This window comes from Immundisolibacter sp. (assembly GCF_014359565.1).
Classification (GTDB): Bacteria; Pseudomonadota; Gammaproteobacteria; order Immundisolibacterales; family Immundisolibacteraceae; genus Immundisolibacter.
Genome location: NZ_JACIZD010000002.1, coordinates 112,726 through 130,442 on the forward strand (window position 1 = coordinate 112,726; position 17,717 = coordinate 130,442).

13 protein-coding genes are annotated in these 17,717 nt (G+C 66.9%); 5 read left to right on the forward strand and 8 right to left on the reverse strand.

The window, feature by feature from the left end; genetic code table 11:
• Nucleotides 1–19 precede the first annotated feature (19 nt).
• The 3 genes from H5U26_RS04395 (at nucleotide 20) to H5U26_RS04405 (ending at nucleotide 2,541) form a co-directional block, all read left to right on the forward strand.
• Nucleotides 20–853, forward strand: a complete 834-nt coding sequence (locus H5U26_RS04395; protein WP_290617055.1) for an N-acyl homoserine lactonase family protein — start codon at nucleotides 20–22, stop codon at nucleotides 851–853.
• A 79-nt stretch (nucleotides 854–932) separates the two neighbouring features.
• Nucleotides 933–2,123, forward strand: coding sequence for an LLM class flavin-dependent oxidoreductase (locus H5U26_RS04400; RefSeq protein WP_290617056.1), 1,191 nt, complete (start codon nucleotides 933–935; stop codon nucleotides 2,121–2,123).
• 145 nt (nucleotides 2,124–2,268) lie between these two features.
• A complete protein-coding gene (locus tag H5U26_RS04405; protein ID WP_290617058.1) occupies nucleotides 2,269–2,541 on the forward strand; it encodes a TMEM165/GDT1 family protein in 273 nt (90 codons plus the stop codon).
• Nucleotides 2,542–3,028: 487 nt separating this feature from the next.
• Here H5U26_RS04405 and H5U26_RS04410 read toward each other — a convergent pair whose 3' ends face one another.
• A complete protein-coding gene (locus tag H5U26_RS04410) occupies nucleotides 3,029–3,514 on the reverse strand; it encodes an aromatic-ring-hydroxylating dioxygenase subunit beta (protein WP_290617060.1) in 486 nt (161 codons plus the stop codon).
• A complete protein-coding gene (locus H5U26_RS04415; RefSeq protein WP_290617062.1) occupies nucleotides 3,511–4,704 on the reverse strand; it encodes an aromatic ring-hydroxylating dioxygenase subunit alpha in 1,194 nt (397 codons plus the stop codon). Before H5U26_RS04415 ends, H5U26_RS04410 begins: the two co-directional genes overlap by 4 nt.
• A 310-nt stretch (nucleotides 4,705–5,014) precedes the next feature.
• Between H5U26_RS04415 and H5U26_RS04420 the strand changes: the two genes are divergently transcribed.
• Nucleotides 5,015–6,193, forward strand: coding sequence for an efflux RND transporter periplasmic adaptor subunit (locus tag H5U26_RS04420; RefSeq protein ID WP_290617064.1), 1,179 nt, complete (start codon nucleotides 5,015–5,017; stop codon nucleotides 6,191–6,193).
• A complete protein-coding gene (locus H5U26_RS04425; RefSeq protein WP_290617066.1) occupies nucleotides 6,186–9,323 on the forward strand; it encodes an efflux RND transporter permease subunit in 3,138 nt (1,045 codons plus the stop codon). The genes H5U26_RS04420 and H5U26_RS04425 overlap by 8 nt, the downstream gene beginning before the upstream one ends.
• A 242-nt stretch (nucleotides 9,324–9,565) precedes the next feature.
• On the opposite strand, the gene sucD is transcribed toward H5U26_RS04425, so the two are convergent.
• The 6 genes from sucD to H5U26_RS04455 form a co-directional block, all read right to left on the reverse strand.
• On the reverse strand, nucleotides 9,566–10,438 hold the full coding sequence (sucD, locus tag H5U26_RS04430) for a succinate--CoA ligase subunit alpha (RefSeq protein ID WP_290617068.1): 873 nt from the start codon (nucleotides 10,436–10,438) through the stop codon (nucleotides 9,566–9,568).
• On the reverse strand, nucleotides 10,435–11,604 hold the full coding sequence (sucC, locus tag H5U26_RS04435) for an ADP-forming succinate--CoA ligase subunit beta (protein WP_290617070.1): 1,170 nt from the start codon (nucleotides 11,602–11,604) through the stop codon (nucleotides 10,435–10,437). The genes sucD and sucC overlap by 4 nt, the downstream gene beginning before the upstream one ends.
• A gap of 123 nt (nucleotides 11,605–11,727) precedes the next feature.
• On the reverse strand, nucleotides 11,728–13,143 hold the full coding sequence (gene lpdA, locus H5U26_RS04440; protein ID WP_290617072.1) for a dihydrolipoyl dehydrogenase: 1,416 nt from the start codon (nucleotides 13,141–13,143) through the stop codon (nucleotides 11,728–11,730).
• Between the two features lie 2 nt (nucleotides 13,144–13,145).
• Entirely contained in the window at nucleotides 13,146–14,345 is a 1,200-nt protein-coding gene (odhB, locus tag H5U26_RS04445) for a 2-oxoglutarate dehydrogenase complex dihydrolipoyllysine-residue succinyltransferase (protein ID WP_290617074.1), read from the reverse strand.
• Nucleotides 14,346–14,372: 27 nt separating this feature from the next.
• Entirely contained in the window at nucleotides 14,373–17,216 is a 2,844-nt protein-coding gene (locus H5U26_RS04450; RefSeq protein WP_366055880.1) for a 2-oxoglutarate dehydrogenase E1 component, read from the reverse strand.
• Nucleotides 17,217–17,302: 86 nt separating this feature from the next.
• Nucleotides 17,303–17,713, reverse strand: coding sequence for a hypothetical protein (locus H5U26_RS04455; protein WP_290617078.1), 411 nt, complete (start codon nucleotides 17,711–17,713; stop codon nucleotides 17,303–17,305).
• Nucleotides 17,714–17,717: the final 4 nt, after the last annotated feature.

Here is a 17,717-nt window from a genome sequence, read left to right on the forward strand (position 1 = left end):
GGCGCTGCGAGGAACGACCATGCGCGGAATAAAGATTCGTCCCCTGCACCACGGCAACATGCATGCCGACCTGGAGCTGCTGGTCACCGGTCACCCGGACCTGATGCTCACCAAGAGCAACCATGCCAAGAACAAGGTGTGGTGCGAGGTGCCGTCCTTTACCTTCCTGATCGACCACCCGGACGGTCGCATCCTGTTCGACGCCAGCATTCACCGCCACTGGGAGGACCAGTGGCTGCCCGGCTACAAGGAACTGGCGCCCTACGACGACTACACCGAAGAACAGCTGCTGGAGAACACCCTGAAGCGCAACAAGCTGGGGCCGGAGGACATTGACTACGTGTTCCTGAGCCACCTGCACGTGGACCATGCCGGCAACGCCAAGCTGTGGAACACCTGCCCGTCAACCAAAGTGCTGGTGCACCAGGACGAGTACGCGGCGGCGGCGAACATGAGCCAGGACGAGCATTTCTTTTTGCGCTGCGACTACGACGTGCCGGGCCTGCGCTTCACCACGCTCGGCGGCGACACGGAAATCCTCAAGGACGTGCATGCCATTTCCGCGCCCGGCCACACGGCCGGCACCATGGCGCTGATGGTGCACCTGGAGCACGCCGGCACGGTCATCCTGACCTCCGACGCCTGCTACATGAAAGACAGCTACGACCACGAGACCGGCTCCATCATCTCGAACGACCTGGTGCGCTGGAAGCATTCCCTGCACAAACTGAAGATGCTGGCGCGGGCTCACAACGCCTGTGTGATGCCGGGCCATGACCACAAGCTGTGCCATGAGGGAGAAACGCCACTTCGGGATGAACCCAAATTGCGTGTCGGCGGCAGCTACGACTGACGTTTCAAGAGCAACCCACGGGGCCTGAGCCCCTTAACCCGCGGGGCATGTGCCCCAACACCAGAGTGAGGACGGAGCCGTGAAGTTCATATTGTTTTACTTGCCCTCGGTGGGCACGCTGAGCCAGACCAGGAAGGGTATGGCCGGCATCAACACGCAGAACTACCAGAACATGCTCTGGCAGGTCAGCGAACAGATCAAGTTCGCCGACAAGGCCGGTTTCTGGGGCGCGGCCTTCACCGAGCATCATTTCCACATCGAGGGCATCGAGCAGTCGAACAACCCCATCCTCCTGGGGCTGTATTTCGGCATGCAGACCACGCGCATCCGATTGGGTCAAATGGCGAATGTGATTCCCTTTCACAACCCGCTGCGCCTGGCCGAAGACATGGCCATGCTCGACCAGATGCTGCAGGGACGCACGTTCTTTGGCATCGCCCGCGGCTACCAGAAGCGCTGGGCCGACGTGCTGGGACAGACCTACGGCGTCGGCGGCACCATGTCCGACAAATCGGAAGTGGACGCCAAAAACCGCCGCCTGTTTCTGGAGCATTACGAAATCATCAAGAAGGCCTGGACCACGGACGTGTTCAGCCACAACTCCGAGCACTGGACCATTCCGCCGGAGGGCCTGCATTTCGGGCACGAGGCGGTCAGCCGCTTTGGCAAGGGTCAGAGCCCCGAGGGCATCATTACCGAGATCGGCACCGCCCCCAAGCCCTACCAGAAGCCGCACCCGCCGATTTTCCAGCCGTTCTCGTTCAGCGAGGACACGTTCCGCTTCTGCGCCCGCGAGGGCATCGCGCCGTTCGCCCTGGCGACCGACGACGACACGCTCAGCGACCTGTTCCGCGCCTACCAGGAAGAAGCCGCCGCTGCCGGGCGCGACTACGCGCTGGGCCAGAACATCGGCATTTTCCGCGACACCCTGGTGCTGGAGGACGCCGCCGAGGCGCACAAGTACGCGGCCATGGGCAACGGCTTCGTGTGGCCAGAGTGGTTCGCGCCGATCGGCTTCAACGAAGCCTTCCGCAAGAAGGGCGAGACCGGCAGGATCGGCCCGGAGTGCGACTACAACTATCTGGTCGAGAAAGGCTTCGAGTTCGTCGGCAACCCGGATCAGGTCAACCGGCAGATCGAAAACATGGTCAAGAAACACAACCCGGAATACTTCCTCATGTGGCAGTACCCGGGTCCGATCCCGCACCATATCCAGATGCGCAACCTGGAGCTGTGGGCGACCGAGATCCTGCCCAACTGGAACGACTGACGCTGCCCGTTTTCGCCTTCCTCGGCAGCGGCCGCGCCGGATGCGTTTCGGCGCGGCCGTTTTGCTGTGGCCGGCCGTCGCCGCGTTGGCCAATGCCCTGCCTTGCTAAACTGCCGGCCCCGTTTCCGCCCAGGTAGGCACATCCGTGAACTGGCAGCCCTTCACTGCGGTGTTCGTCACCGTTTTTCTGGCCGAGATCGGCGACAAGACCCAACTGGCCACGGTGCTGTTCGCGGCCGATGCCAAGGCCAGTCGCTGGCTGGTGTTCGCCGCCGCCGCCAGCGCGCTCGTGCTGGCGGCCGGCATCGGCGTACTGGTCGGCGGGCAGCTGGAGCGTTTCGTGTCCCCGGCAACGCTCAAACGGGTGGCCGGCGTCGGCTTCATCGCGATCGGGCTGTGGACCCTGCTGTCACGCTGAGCCCCTGCCCGCGGGGCTCTATTCCAGCGGCTCCAGATCCAGGCTGCGCCCGTCCAGCGTGACGCCGGCCCAGCGCTGCAGCACCTCGATCTTCTGCGCGATCCCGCCGAAGTAGCCCAGATCCCGACAGAACAACTGGTAGAGGTGGTAGGTCAGTTCGCCGAGCAGCTTTGGCCCGTCTCTGTCGGGCGGGCTAAATCTGTGACGTCCGGCGCGGATTCTTGGTCATCAGACCGACTCTGCATCGGATAACCGCCGGTCGTGTCCAGCATCAGCAGCTACGCCGCATGGAGCAGAGCCGCGCGCCCCAGAAAGGCCCGTCCCGACGCACGCTCGAATCCCGCGCCCGCGATGTCACCCGATCGCGGGCGGCTGCGGCCTGCCGCCCCCGCCGCAGCCGCGAGCCGCGCGGAATCCGCGTGCGTGTCCCCAACCCAGACCGATCGATCATGCCAACTGCCGGCGGCCCGGGCAAACCGCCGGCCTATCAGATGGGATAGGCCACGTAACGCGGCACGACATTGGTGTCGAGCACCGCCCGTCGGCTGCGAAAGCGCGCCTCGCCGTTCACGACGACTTCATCGACGTAGGTGCCAGTCGCCAGAACTTCGGTGCGGCCGGTGTTGTCGGGCGTGTAATTGACGGTGAAATGCGTCTCCACGCGGTAATTCACGCCGCCCAGCGGCCGGATGTCGACCACCTGTGTGAAGTGGCGCGGCTGGTAGTGCTCCACGGCATCGGGCTGGATCTTGGTGACCTGCGTCACCCGGTCCTGCAGGCGCGCGTAGCTGTCGTCGAGCATGTACGCGATCGGCAGGCCGCGATCCTCGTTTTCCTTGGGGATGCACACGTAGGTGCCCGGGTTGTCGAAGGTGGCCAACCAGCCTTGCATGTCGCGCCGGTCCAGGGCGCGGATGTACTTCAGGTTCAGCGCCTCGACGGCGTCGCGGACCTTGTAGTCGATGCCCATCATGCGGAGGCCCTCCGAAAGCCCATGCGTTTGCGGTAATGCTCCCAGCGCGGCAGGTTGCCGGATTCGTCGTTCTGCTTGACCTTCAGGTCCAGGCGGTATTCGTCCACCACGCCTTTCTGGAAGATGGCGTTGCCCGGCGAGCGGTTGCCCAGGTCGATGCGCGTGAAGATGGCGGCGTCCTCCAGGCTGATCAGGCCGCTGGGACCGAGCAGGTTGGAGCACTGGCGCGTGCGGTGGGCCAGCAGCTCGGGGCTGTCGTCGTCGCGCGCGAAATAGGCGTAATGGACCTCCACGCCGCGCGGCCCTTTCGGGAAGGCGTAGCGGATATTCAGCATGTCCATGTGCTTGGTGAACACCGTGATCGGGAAGGTGCTGACCACGATCGAACCCTTGCTGTCGGGATCGCCCAGGAACTGCACGATGGAGCTGTCCTGCAGCGCGTCGATTTTCTTGGGGATGCTGAGCTCGGAATCGAAGGCGATATGGCCGTTCTGGGTGATGATCTGCTCGCCATGGCCGCCCTGCCAGCCCAGCAGCTTGAACGCCAGGTGCAGCAGCGGCGCGTGGTAGCCGTCGTTGTCGACATAGGCCTTCCAGTTGCAGTCGTAATAGACCTTCTGGTAGCCGAGCAGCTTCAGGCCGTGGCCGTTGCCCAGTACCCGGCCGAGCGGATCGGCCACCGCCTCGGTCATGTACGTGCGCAGGTCCGGCGTCTTGTCACTCATGGTGACGAAGTACAGCTCCGAGAACGATTCGGTGCGCAGCTCCTTGAGGCCGAACTTCTCCTTGCTGAAGCTCGGCGAGAACTCATGGCTGTTGGGGCAGCCGACCAGCGACCCTTCGCGGCTGAACAGCCAACGATGGTAAGGGCACTCGAAGTCGGCCTTGTTGCCGGCACTGTCGGTCACCAGCGTGGCGCCGCGGTGGGCACAGGCGTTGTGGAACACGCGGATCTTGCCGTCGTCGCCATGCACGGCAAAGATCGGCATCTCGCCGATGAAGGCGGCCTTGTAGTCGCCGGGGTTCGGGATCTCGGCGCGGTGTGCAATCGGGTGCCACTCCTCGCCATAGAAGATGTTTTCCAGCTCCAGGCGCCACAGGCTGGGCTCCTCGAACACGGCCTTGGGGATTTCGTTGTACTTGGCCGGCCACTCCATGACGGTGTCCGGCAGGCTGATAGTGGCAGTCATCGGCGTGGCTCCTCCTTGGGGCGCAGTTCCGTCCGTCACGGTGGCAACAGATGGTAGGCACGCCCCCGACCGCCGACCTGACGCGCATCAAGCTTTGCCGCGGAAATCCGTCCAACGGATTGACGGCATTCGGCGCCGCGCAATGCACGGGTCGGTACTGTCGACCGGCCATCTGCGCTTATACTTGCGCCATTCCAGCGGCCCCAACCAGGAATCCCGGACCTCCGGGGCCTGCGCGTCCGCCCGTCATATTGACCGACCGGTCAGTCTGCGGCCGCAGCCACCACGCTTCACTGTAGAGGGAACATCCATGCCCGAAATCCGGCGCGCATTTCGCACCAGCCTGCTGGCGGCAAGCCTGGGGATGCTTTACGCCTGCGGACCCTCCGCCCCGCCCCAGGCACAGCGCCCGCCGCCGGAAGTGAGCGTGATCGAAATGCAGCCGCAGCGCTTCGAACTGACGGTCGAACTGCCCGGGCGCACCGCCGCCTACCGGGTGGCCGAGGTGCGCCCGCAGGTCAGTGGCATCCTGCAAAAGCGTCTGTTCGAGGAAGGCAGCGCCGTCAAGGCCGGGCAGGTGCTGTACCAGATCGACCCGGCGCCCTACCGCGCCGCGCTGCAGCGCGCCGAAGCGGAACTGGCCCGCGCCCGCGCCGCCGCCGAGGTGGCACGCCTGAAGGCCGCGCGCTTCGCACCGCTGGCCGCCTCCGGCGCCGTCCCCAAGCAGGACAACGACGACGTGCAGGCCATCTACCGACAGGCCCAGGCAGACGTTCAGGCAGCACAAGCCGCGCGCGACAGCGCCCGCATCGACCTCGACTACACGCGCATCGAATCGCCGATCGACGGTGTCATCAGCGAATCGTTTCTCACCGAGGGCGCCCTGCTGACGGCCAACCAGACCCAGGTACTGGCCCGCGTCACCCAGCTCGACCCCATCCATGTCGACATTCAGCGGCCTACGGCCGAAATGCTGCGCCTGCAGCGCGAGTTCGAGGCCGGACATCTCGAACGCAGCGGTCCGGACAGCGCACGCCTGGAACTGCTGCTGGAAGATGGCGCCACCTACGCACAGGCCGGTGAGCTCAAGTTCTCCGGCGTCACCGTGGACCGCGGTACCGGCTCGGTGACCGTGCGCGCCACCTTCCCCAACCCCGACCGCCAGCTGCTGCCGGGCATGTACGTGCGCGGGCGCCTGCTCGAGGGCGCGGAACCGGCCGCGTTGCTGGTACCGCAGCGCGCCGTCACGCGCGACGCCCAAGGCAATGCCAGCGTGCTGGTGGTGGGCAAGGACGACAAGCTGGAACTGCGGCGCATCCATACCCGCCGGGCCGCTGGCGATGCCTGGCTGATCAGCGACGGCCTGAGCGCCGGTGAGCGCGTGGTGGTCAGCGGACCGCTGCGCCTGGCGCCGGGCATGCCGGTCAAGCCGGTAGCGGCCGGCGCCGCGCCGGCCCAGGACACCAGCGGGAAGGCCGGACATGGTTAATTTCTTCATCGACCGGCCGATCTTCGCGTGGGTGGTCGCCATCGTCATCATGCTGGCCGGCGGGCTGGCGATCACCACTCTGCCGATCGAGAGCTACCCGGATATCGCCCCCCCGGCGGTGCAGATTCGCGCCAACTACCCGGGCGCTTCCGCGCGCACCGTGGACACCACCGTCACGCAGGTCATCGAGCAGCAGATGGTCGGCCTAGACGGGCTGCTGTACATGGCCGCCGAGAGCAACAACACCGGCGATGCACAGCTCACCCTGACCTTCCAGCCCGGGACCGACCCGGACATCGCCCAGGTGCAGGTGCAAAACAAGCTGCAGCTGGCGCTGCCGCTGCTGCCGGACGAGGTGGCCCAGCAGGGCGTGCGGGTGGCCAAGGTGGCGCAGAGCTACCTCATGGTGCTCGCGCTGGTCTCCGAGGACGGCTCCATGACGCAGTCCGACATCGGCGATTTCGTGGCCGCGAACCTGGTCGAGCCGCTGGGGCGCGTGGACGGAGTCGGCGACGTGCTCCTGTTCGGTGCCCAGCACGCCATGCGTATCTGGCTCGATCCGGAGCGCCTGACCCAGTACAACCTCACCGCCTCCGACGTCAACGCGGCGATTCGCATACAAAACGAACAGGTGGCGGCCGGACAGCTCGGCGGGCTGCCGGCGGTGCCGGGCCAGCAGCTGAACGCCGTGGTCTCCGCGCAAAGCCGCCTGGAGACGGCCGCGCAGTTCCGCGACATCCTGCTCAAGGTGCAGCCCGACGGCGCGCGCGTGTACCTGCGCGATGTGGCGCGTGTGGAGGTCGGCTCGGAGAACTACGCCTTCGCCAACCGCTACAACGGCAAGCCGGCCGCGGGCATGGCGATCACCACGACGCCGGGGGCCAATGCGCTGGCCACCGCTGCCGCGGTGCGCGCGCGTCTGGCGGAGCTGCAGCCGGTCTTCCCAGCCGGCCTGGCGGTGCGCTACGCCGAGGACAGCACGCCGTTCGTGCGCACCGCACTCAAGGAGGTGGCGATCACACTGGTCGAGGCGATCGCCTTGGTGTTCCTGGTGATGCTGCTGTTCCTGCAGAACCTGCGCGCCACGCTCATCCCCACCATCGCGGTGCCGGTGGTGCTGCTGGGCACGCTCGGCATCATCGCCGTGGCCGGTTTCTCGATCAACATGCTGACCATGTTCAGCCTGGTGCTGGCCATCGGCCTGTTGGTGGACGACGCCATCGTGGTGGTGGAAAACGTCGAGCGCGTCATGCATGAGGAAAACCTCGACGCCCGCTCGGCCACGCGCAAGTCCATGCGCCAGATCACCGGCGCACTTGTCGGCATCGGCGCGGTGCTGTCGGCGGTGTTCATTCCCATGGCCTTCTTCCCCGGCACCACCGGCGCCATCTATCGTCAGTTCTCACTGACCATCGCTTCTGCCATGGGCCTATCGGTGCTGGTGGCGCTGATTTTCACGCCCTCGCTGTGCGCCACGCTGCTCAAACCCAAGGCGCACGCCCCATCGGGCCGTGGACCGCTGGGCGCCTTCCAGCGTGGGCTCGAGACCAGCACCAACGGCTATGTCGGCGTGGTCGGCTACATGGCCCGCCGCATCCCGCGTTTTCTGCTGGTGTACGTCCTGATCGTCGGCGCCTTGGGACTGTTGTTCCTGCGCCTGCCCGGCGGCTTCCTCCCGGACGAGGACCAGGGCACGCTGTACGCCAACGTGATGCTGCCTCCGGGCGCCACCACTGAGCGCACCACCCAGGTCATCGAACAGGTCGGCCGTTACTTCTACGAGACCGAAAAGGACATCGTGTTCGGCGCCATGAACGTCTACGGCTTCAGCTTCGGCGGCCGCGGGCAGAACGTCGGCCTGGTGTTCGTGAACCTCAAGGACTGGGAGGAACGCCCCGGTGAAGAGGCCAGCGCGCACGCCCTGGCGGCGCGTGCCAGCCGGGCCTTCGCCGGCATGGTCAAGGACGGCCTGGCGTTCGCTTTCGCGCCGCCTTCGGTGCGTGCACTCGGGCGCACCGCGGGCTTCGACCTGCAATTGCAGGACCGCGCCGGCCTCGGTCACGACGCGCTGTTGGCGGCGCGCAACCAGCTGCTCGGGATGGCGGCGCAAAGCCCGGTGCTGACCAACGTGCGCCCGAACGGCCTCGAGGACGCGCCGCAGTACGTGGTACGTGTGGACCAGGCCAAGGCGCGCGCGCTCGGCCTGTCGATGGACGAGATCAACCAGACCCTCAAGACCGCGTGGGGCTCGACCTACGTCAACGACTACATCGAGCAGGGCCGCACCAAAAAGGTGTTCGTACAGGGCGACGCCCCGTATCGCATGCTGCCGGAGGACCTCGAGCAGTGGTATGTGCGCAACAGCGACGGCGAAATGGTGCCGTTCAGCGCCTTCTCGAGCGCCGAGTGGACGCTCGGCTCGCCGCGCCTGGAGCGCTACAACGGCGTGCCGTCGAGCGAGATTCTCGGCGAGCCGGCCCGTGGCTACAGTTCCGGCGACGCCATGGCCGAGATGGAGCGACTGGCCGCGCAGCTGCCCCCGGGCATCGGCTACGAATGGACTGGCCTGTCGTACCAGGAAAAACAGGCCGGCTCGCAGGCGCCTCTGCTCTACGCCATCTCGGCACTGGTCGTGTTCCTGGCCCTGGCGGCGTTGTATGAGAGCTGGTCGGTACCGTTCGCCGTCATGCTGGTGGTACCGCTGGGTCTGCTGGGTGCCGTGCTGGCGGCTCTGCTGCGCGGGCTCAACAACGACGTGTTCTTCCAGGTTGGGCTGCTGACCACGATGGGCCTGACGTCCAAGAACGCCATCCTGATCGTGGAATTCGCGCACGACCTGCACACGCACCAGGGCAAGCCCTTGATCGATGCGGTCCTGGAGGCCGCGCGCATCCGTCTGCGGCCGATCCTGATGACCTCGATGGCGTTCGTGCTCGGCGTGATGCCGCTGGCCATCGCCACCGGCGCGGGCGCGGCCTCGCGCATCGCCATCGGCACCGGCGTGATCGGCGGCATGGCCACGGCACTGTTCCTGGCTACTTTCTTCATTCCGCTGTTCTACGTCGCGGTGCGCAGGCTGTTTGGCCGCAACCGGCCCCGGCGCCTGCCGACTCCGCAAACCGGCGTGTGAGCGAAACACCCAGGTAGGCGCTGAGAAATCCATCCCGGATTTCTCGGCGCCTACCTCTTGGAAAACTGGGTCGCGCAGCTTCGCTGCGCGACAATCGCCAGGCACGGCCGGGCTCCTACTACAAGCCGCTGATTTTGGCAGCGCATCCCTGCGTTTCCCTGGTCCGGCGCGCTAAAAAAAACGCCGCGACAGGCGCGGCGTTTTGATATGGGGGTCGGCCCGGGCTGCGGCCCGGCCGTCGCTCACATCCCCAGAGCCTTCTTGACCATGACGCCCAGGTTCGCCGGCGAACGGGCGATATGCACACCGGCGCGCTCCATGGCGCGGAACTTGTCCTCGGCCGTGCCCTTGCCGCCGGCAATGATGGCGCCGGCATGGCCCATGCGTTTGCCGGCCGGCGCGGTGGCGCCGGCGATGAAGCCAACCACCGGCTTTTTGACTTCCGACGCGATGTACTCGGCCGCCTCTTCCTCGGCGCTGCCGCCGATCTCGCCGACCATGACGATGCACTCGGTCTGCGGATCGTCCTTGAACAGGCGCAGCGCATCGATGAAGCTGGTGCCCGGAATCGGATCGCCGCCGATGCCGATGCAGGTGGACTGACCGGCGCCGATGGCCGTGGTCTGGGCCACCGCCTCGTAGGTCAGCGTGCCGGAACGCGACACGATGCCGACCTTGCCCGGCAGGTGAATATCACCGGGCATGATGCCGATCTTGCACGCGCCCGGCGTGATGACGCCGGGACAGTTGGGACCGATCAGGCGCGAGGCCGAACGGTCCACCACCATCTTGACCTGCAGCATGTCCAGCGTGGGCACGCCCTCGGTGATGCACACGATCAGCGGCACGCCGGCGTCGACAGCCTCCAGGATCGAGTCCTTGCAGAAGGCCGCCGGCACATAGATGACGCTGGCATCGGCGCCGGTCTGCTGCACCGCGTCGCGCACCGTGTCGAACACCGGCAGACCCAGATGCTCCGTGCCGCCCTTGCCCGGCGTCACGCCACCGACCATGCGCGTGCCGTAGGCGATGGCCTGCTCGGAATGGAACGTACCCTGCTTGCCGGTGAAACCCTGGCAGATGACCTTGGTGTCCTTGTTGACCAGCACGCTCATGCCACGCTCTCCACTGCCTTGACGACTTTCTGCGCGGCATCGGTAAGGCCGTCCGCGGGGATGATGTTAAGACCGCTGTCGGTCAGCTTGCGGCTGCCCAGATCGGCATTGTTGCCGGCCAGGCGCACCACCACCGGCACCTTGACGCCGACCTCCTTGACCGCGGCGATGATGCCGTCGGCGATCAGGTCGCAGCGCACGATGCCGCCGAAGATGTTCACCAGCACGCCCTTCACGTTCTGGTCGGCGAGGATGATCTTGAACGCCTCGGTCACCCGCGCCGCCGTGGCGGTGCCGCCGACATCCAGGAAGTTGGCCGGGTTGCCGCCATGCAGCTTGATGATGTCCATGGTGGCCATGGCCAGACCCGCGCCGTTGACCATGCAGCCGATGTTGCCGTCCAGCGCCACGTAGCTGATGTCGTGCTCGCGGGCGCGGTTTTCCTTCTCGTCCTCCTGCGAGGCGTCGCGCATGGCAGACAGGCGCGGCTGGCGGTACAGGGCGTTGTCGTCGATGTTGATCTTGCCGTCCAGGCACACCAGGCGGCCATCGCCGGTCACCACCAGCGGATTGACCTCCAACAGCGACAGGTCGCATTCCACGAACATGCGCGCCAGTCCCGTCATCAGCGTGGTGAACTGCTTGATCTGGTCGCCGGTCAGGCCCAGCCCGAAGGCGATCTGGCGACACTGGTAGGGCTGCAGGCCGACGATGGGGTTCACGGCGGTGGTCAGGATCTTCTCGGGCGTCTCGGCGGCGACCTTCTCGATCTCGACTCCGCCCTCGGTGGAAGCCATGAACACCACCCGCTGGCTGGCCCGGTCGACCACGGCGCCCAAGTACAACTCGCGGGCAATCTGGCTGACTTCCTCGACCAGCACACTGTTCACCGGCTGGCCTTCGGCCGTGGTCTGGTAGGTGACCAGGCGCGTGCCGAGCATGGCCTCGGCAACCTGCGCCACCGCATCCGGGCTGTCCACCAGCTTCACGCCACCGGCCTTGCCGCGGCCACCGGCGTGAACTTGTGCCTTGACTACCCAGCGACTGCCGGGCACGCGGCCGGCCGCAGCCTTGGCAGCCTTGGGGCTGTCGGCGACTTCACCGCGCGGCGCGGCGATGCCGTAATCGGCAAACAGTTGTTTTGCCTGGTATTCGTGCAGATTCATGGATGTGATCTTTCCCTATGACTGAAGGGACGGCGCCCGGCCGCCTAACGGCCTGCCCGCTCCACGTTGCAGGTATGTCATCGACCTGAAGACCCGGATGCAAGCCCCACTGCCTGCGCCGTCTCAGATATGTATCGCCCGCCGGTGGGCCGCGAGGGCCGCCTCATGCAGCACTTCCGACAGGGTCGGGTGGGCATGCACGATGCGCGCGATGTCCTCGGCACTGGCGCAGAACTCCATCGCCACCACCGCCTCGGCAATCAGCTCCGAGGCGTGTGGGCCGATGATGTGTACGCCCAGCACGCGGTCGGTTTCGGCATGGGCAAGCAGCTTCACCTGCCCCTGCGCGGCCTCCATGGCGCGCGCCCGACCGTTCGCCTGGAACGGAAAAACACCCGTCACATAGGGCACGCCCTCGGCCTTGAGGGCCTGCTCGGTGCGACCGACCCAGGCGATTTCCGGCCAAGTGTAAATGATCCACGGGATGGTCCCGTAATCGACGTGGCAGTGCTGGCCGGCGATACCCTCGGCAACGGCAATCCCGTCCTCGGACGCGCGGTGCGCCAGCATCGGCCCGCGCACCACATCACCGATGGCGTAGACCCCGGCGGCACTGGTCTGAAAGCGCCCATCGACGGGAATGAAGCCGCGCTCGTCGCGGCTCACGCCAGCGGCGTCCAGGCCCAGATCATCCGTTACCGGCTGGCGACCAACCGCAACGATCAGCCGGTCGAACTGTGCCTGCTGCGCGCCGGCGGCGTCCTCGAAATCGACCGCAACCTGCCCGGCTGCGACCTGTGCGCCGGTCACCTTGGCGCCCAGCCGAATGTCCAGCCCCTGGGCAGTGAATTCCTTGCGTGCAATTGCCGCGATGGCACGATCCGCAGCCGGCAGGAATTCCGGCAGCGCCTCCAGCAAGGTCACCTGGCTGCCCAGGCGCGACCACACGCTGCCCAGTTCCAGACCGATCACGCCCGCGCCGATGATGCCCAGGCGCGCCGGCACGGCCGTGAAGTCGAGCGCCCCCGCCGAATCGACGATGTGTTCGCCATCGACCGGTGCCACGCTCAGCGGCGTCGGCCGCGAGCCGGTCGCGATCAGGATGTGCTGCGCGGCAACGGTTTGCACCGCGCCATCGGTGGCCGTCACCTGCACCTGGCCATCGCCCAGCAGGCGCGCCGTGCCCTGCAGCCAGGCAATGCCGTTTTTCGTGAAGAGACCCTTGATGCCGCCGGTGAACTGGGCGACGATCCTGTCCTTGCGGGCCACCATGGCGGCCGGGTCGATGCTGACCTCGCCCACGGTGATGCCATGCGCGCCAAGGCCGTGCCGGGCGCGGTGGTACTGCTCGGACGATTCGAGCAGCGCCTTGGACGGGATGCAGCCCACGTTCAGGCAGGTACCGCCCAGGGCCGGCTTGCCGTCCTTGCCGATCCAGCGCTCCACGCAGGCCACGCGCATGCCCAGCTGGGCGGCGCGAATGGCCGCCACGTAGCCGCCCGGCCCGGCGCCGATTACCAACAGATCGTAGCGGTCCATGCTCAAAGCCCCAGCAGCAGGCGGGCCGGGTCTTCCAGCGACTGCTTGATGGCGACCAGGAACTGCACCGCCTCGCGTCCGTCGATCAGGCGGTGATCGTAGGACAGGGCCAGGTACATGATCGGCCGCACCACCACCTGACCGTGCTCCACCACCGGCCGCTCGACGATGTTGTGCATGCCAAGGATGGCGCTTTGCGGCGGGTTCAGGATCGGCGTCGACAGCATGGAGCCGAAGATGCCGCCGTTGGTGATCGAGAAGGTGCCGCCGGACAGTTCCTCCAGCGTCAGCTTGTTCTCGCCGGCGCGGCGGCCGAAATCGGCGATAGCTTTCTCGATGTCGGCAAACGACATCTGCCCGGCATCGCGCAGGGTCGGCACCACCAACCCGCGCGGGCTGCTGACGGCGATGCCGATGTCGAAATAGCCGTGATAAACAACATCGCTGCCGTCGATGGAAGCATTGACCAGCGGGAACTTCCTGAGCGCCTCGACGGCGGCCCTGACGAAGAACGACATGAAACCGAGCTTCACGCCGTGGATCTTCTCGAAAGCCTCTCGGTGACGGGCGCGCAGGTCCATCACCGGCTGCATGTTGACTTCGTTGAAGGTGGTCAGGATGGCGGCGGTGCGCTGCGCCTCGACCAGCCGCTCGGCAATGCGCTGGCGGATGCGCGTCATTGGCACGCGCTGCTCGGGGCGTTCTGCGGCCGGCTGCGCCGCCAACTCGGTAGTCGCTGTGGGCGCCCGCTGCGCCACCGCCGCGAGCACGTCTTCCTTGATCACCCGACCGTCGCGGCCGCTGCCGCTGAGCGTCGCCGTCTCCACACCCTGCTCCACCGCCAGCTTGCGCGCCGCCGGGCTGGCTGCCGCACTGCCCGCGGCGGGCCGGATCTCGGCCACCGGCTGCGGCTGCGGTGCCATGTCCGGCGCAGCAGCCACCGCGCCGGCAATCGGCGCCGTGGCGCTGGTGTCCAAGGTCGCCAGCAGCTCGCCGGAATGCACCGTGGCGCCACCGGGCTGGTGAATGGCGGTCAGCACGCCGTCGGCCGGCGCCACCACTTCCAGCACCACCTTGTCGGTTTCGACGTCGATCAGGTTCTCGTCGCGTCGCACCGCGTCACCGGGCTGCTTGCGCCACTGCAGCAGCGTGGCTTCGGCGACGGATTCCGGCAGTACCGGCACCTTGATTTCGAGTTGCATGTCAGTCCCGGGTTGAATGAACCACTTTCAGGCGGATTTTTGTTTGCGGGCGGCAGCGGCTTGTGCCGGCGCCAGGGCGTCGTCGACCAGCGCCTGTTGCTGCGCCTGGTGCAGGGCATAGCTGCCGACCGCCGGCGCCGCCGAACGCGGTCGACCAACGTAGCGCAAGCGCTGGCCGGCGGCCAGCGCGTCGGTCAGCTTGTGGCGAATCTGGTACCAGGCGCCCTGGTTCTGCGGCTCTTCCTGCACCCACAGCACCTCGGCGGCGGTACCGTAATTTGCCAGCTCGGCCGTCAGGCGCGCCATTGGGAACGGATACAGCTGCTCCACGCGCACGATGGCGATGTCCTCGATTCCGCGCTCCTGGCGGGCCGCGTAAAGATCGAAATACACCTTGCCGCTGCACAGCAGCACGCGCCGCACCTGCGCCGGGTCGGGCCGCTGCGGGTCGCCGATCACCAGCTGGAACTCCCCGCCTGCAAGCTCGTCCAGCGTCGACACCGACAGCCGGTGCCGCAGCAGGCTCTTGGGCGTCATCACCACCAACGGGCGGCGGAAGCGGCGCAGCATCTGCCGGCGCAGCATGTGGAACATCTGCGCCGGCGTGGACGGCACGCATACCTGCATGTTCTGCTCGGCGCACAGCTGCATGAAGCGCTCCAGGCGCGCCGAGGAATGCTCCGGCCCCTGGCCCTCGTAGCCGTGCGGCAGCAGCAGCACCATGCCGCACAGGCGTTGCCACTTGGCCTCCGATGAGCTGATGAACTGGTCGATCACCACCTGCGCGCCGTTGGCGAAATCGCCGAACTGCGCCTCCCAGATCACCATCGTCTGCGGGTCGGCGCTGGCGTAGCCGTACTCGAAACCGAGCACGGCCTCCTCCGACAGCAGCGAATCGATGACCAGGAAACTGGGCTGGCCGGGCTGCAGGTGTTGCAGCGGCACGTGGCGCTGCGCCTGCTCCGGCGCGTCCAGGTCCTGGTTGTGCAGGACGGCATGGCGGTGCGAGAAGGTGCCGCGACCGCTGTCCTGACCGGACAGGCGCACCCGGTAGCCTTCCGTCAGCAGCGTGGCATAGGCCAGCGTCTCGGCGCAGCCCCAGTCCAGAGGCAGCGCGCCGGCCGTCATTTGCCTGCGATCGTCCAGCATCTTGGCCACCCGCGGGTGGACCTTGAAGCCGGCCGGAATCGTTGTCAGCTTCTCGCCGAGCCCGCGCAGGGTGTCCAGTGGCACGGCCGTTGATGCCGGTTCGGTCCACAGGGTATTCATGTACGGCGCCCAATCGATGGCCAGCAGCGGGCGCTGGTCGCTCATCGGCAGCGGCGCCACGCACTCGCCGCGGTCGAGCGCCTGCTGGTAGGCCTCGGCCAGGGCCTGTGCCTGGCCGCCGGCAAGCACGCCGGCACTTTCCAGGCGCCGCGCGTACAGCTCGCGCACGCTCGGGTGGCTGGCAATCTTCGCGTACATGCGCGGCTGGGTGATGGCCGGCTCGTCGGCCTCGTTGTGACCCTGCCGGCGGTAGCAGACCAGATCGATGACCACGTCGCTGCCGAAGGCAAGGCGAAAATCCAGCGCCAGCCGCGTCACGAACAGCAGCGCCTCCGGGTCGTCGCCGTTGACGTGGAACACCGGCGCCTGCGTCAGCCGGGCGATCTCGGTGCAGTAGTAGGTCGAGCGGGCATCGGCCGGGTTGCTGGTGGTGAAGCCGATCTGGTTGTTGATGACGATGTGCAGCGTGCCGCCGGTGGCGTAGCCGCGCGTCTTGGCCAGGTTCAGGGTCTCCATCACCACGCCCTGCCCGGCAAACGCGGCATCGCCGTGGATCAGCAGCGGAATCACCTGCTGGCGGGCCCAATCACCGCGGCGCTCCTGGCGCGCCCGCACCGAACCTTCGACCACCGGGTTGATGATTTCAAGATGCGAGGGGTTGAAGGCCAGCGTCAGGTGGATCGGTCCGCCCGGCGTGATCGGATCGGCCGAAAAGCCCTGGTGATACTTGACGTCGCCGGAGCCGATGACTTCGGCCTTGCCCTCGAACTCGGCGAACAGCTCCCGCGGCTGCTTGCCAAGGATATTGACCAGCACGTTCAGGCGGCCGCGGTGGGCCATGCCGATGACCAGTTCCTTGACGTCGGCCGACCCGGCCCGGCGCACGATTTCATCCAGCACCGGGATCAGGCCGTCACCGCCTTCCAGCGAGAAACGCTTCTGGCCGACGTAGCGACGATGCAGGTACCGCTCCAGCCCCTCGGCGGCGGTCAGCGCCTGCAGGATCTGCCGCTGCTCGGCCTCGTTCAGCACCGCGCGCCCGCGGCCGGCCTCGATGCGCTGACGCAGCCACTCGACCTGCGCCGAATCGGACTTGTAGGCGTACTCGAAGCCGATGGCGCCACAGTAGGTCGCCTCCAGCGCCGATAGCAGCTCGCGCAGCGGTGCACCGGTCGGCAGCGGGAAATTGCCGGCAGCGAACTGCAGGTCCAGATCGTCCTTCGTCAGGCCGTGGTAATCCAGGCTCAGGCTCGGCACCTCCATCGGTTCCTGCAACTGCAGCGGATCGGTGCGCGCCCGCAGGTGGCCGCGCTGGCGATATTCGTTGATCAGCTGCTGTACCGCGTTCTGCTTTTGCAGGCGCTGCAAGTCGCCGCTGGAGGCGGCCAGCTGCAGCGTCGCCGGGCGCGTGGCGCGCTCGCGAAACCGTGCCTGCACCGCCCCATGACTTGCACCGACCGGGGCGTTGCCCCAGGACTCGAACTCGCGCCGCCACGGCGTGGGGACGCTGGCCGGATCGGCCAGAAAATCCTCGTACAGCGCCTCGATGAAACCGACACTGCCGAAACCAAGACTGGAGCTGGCGTCCATCACAGATCCCATACCCGTTAGATTTGTGCCCGATTTTACGGCCAGCGGGCCCCGTATCTGAAACGCCTCCCATCCGGCAGGCCTTGCGGCCGGCCCGATCAGCCGCGCTCGAGAGCCTGCAGCGGCTCCAGCCGCGCCCGATGATGGCCCTGCGCGTGAATGCGCGCGGCATGTCTCAGATGGGTCAGGCGCAGCACCACGGCGGCCACCAGCGCAGTCAGCATCAGGTTGGGCGCCATCAGCCAGCCGAGCAGGGCGGCGCCCGCCGGCAACAGGCCCAACCAGACAGCGGCAGCGGTACCGATTAGCCCCACCCACTGCAGCGCGAGCGACCACAGGCCCAGGCGCGGCCAGAAGCGGTCGGCCTCCAGCGGCTGCGCCAGGGCCAGCAGCAAGGCCAGCAGCTGCGCGCCCACCACCACCGCCAGCACCGCCCGCGGCTGGCACAGGTCCGGCACAAAGCCGCCGTCCGGGGCGCGTTGGTCCGCTATAATCGCAGGCTCCGCCACGCCC

Coding starts and splice junctions, on each gene's coding strand:
- H5U26_RS04395 (WP_290617055.1), top strand. CDS start 20: ATGCGCGGAATAAAGATTCGTCCCCTGCACCACGGCAACATGCATGCC.
- H5U26_RS04410 (WP_290617060.1), bottom strand. CDS start 3,514: ATGATGGGCATCGACTACAAGGTCCGCGACGCCGTCGAGGCGCTGAAC.
- H5U26_RS04415 (WP_290617062.1), bottom strand. CDS start 4,704: ATGACTGCCACTATCAGCCTGCCGGACACCGTCATGGAGTGGCCGGCC.
- H5U26_RS04420 (WP_290617064.1), top strand. CDS start 5,015: ATGCCCGAAATCCGGCGCGCATTTCGCACCAGCCTGCTGGCGGCAAGC.
- H5U26_RS04425 (WP_290617066.1), top strand. CDS start 6,186: ATGGTTAATTTCTTCATCGACCGGCCGATCTTCGCGTGGGTGGTCGCC.
- sucD (WP_290617068.1), bottom strand. CDS start 10,438: ATGAGCGTGCTGGTCAACAAGGACACCAAGGTCATCTGCCAGGGTTTC.
- sucC (WP_290617070.1), bottom strand. CDS start 11,604: ATGAATCTGCACGAATACCAGGCAAAACAACTGTTTGCCGATTACGGC.
- lpdA (WP_290617072.1), bottom strand. CDS start 13,143: ATGGACCGCTACGATCTGTTGGTAATCGGCGCCGGGCCGGGCGGCTAC.
- odhB (WP_290617074.1), bottom strand. CDS start 14,345: ATGCAACTCGAAATCAAGGTGCCGGTACTGCCGGAATCCGTCGCCGAA.
- H5U26_RS04450 (WP_366055880.1), bottom strand. CDS start 17,216: ATGGGATCTGTGATGGACGCCAGCTCCAGTCTTGGTTTCGGCAGTGTC.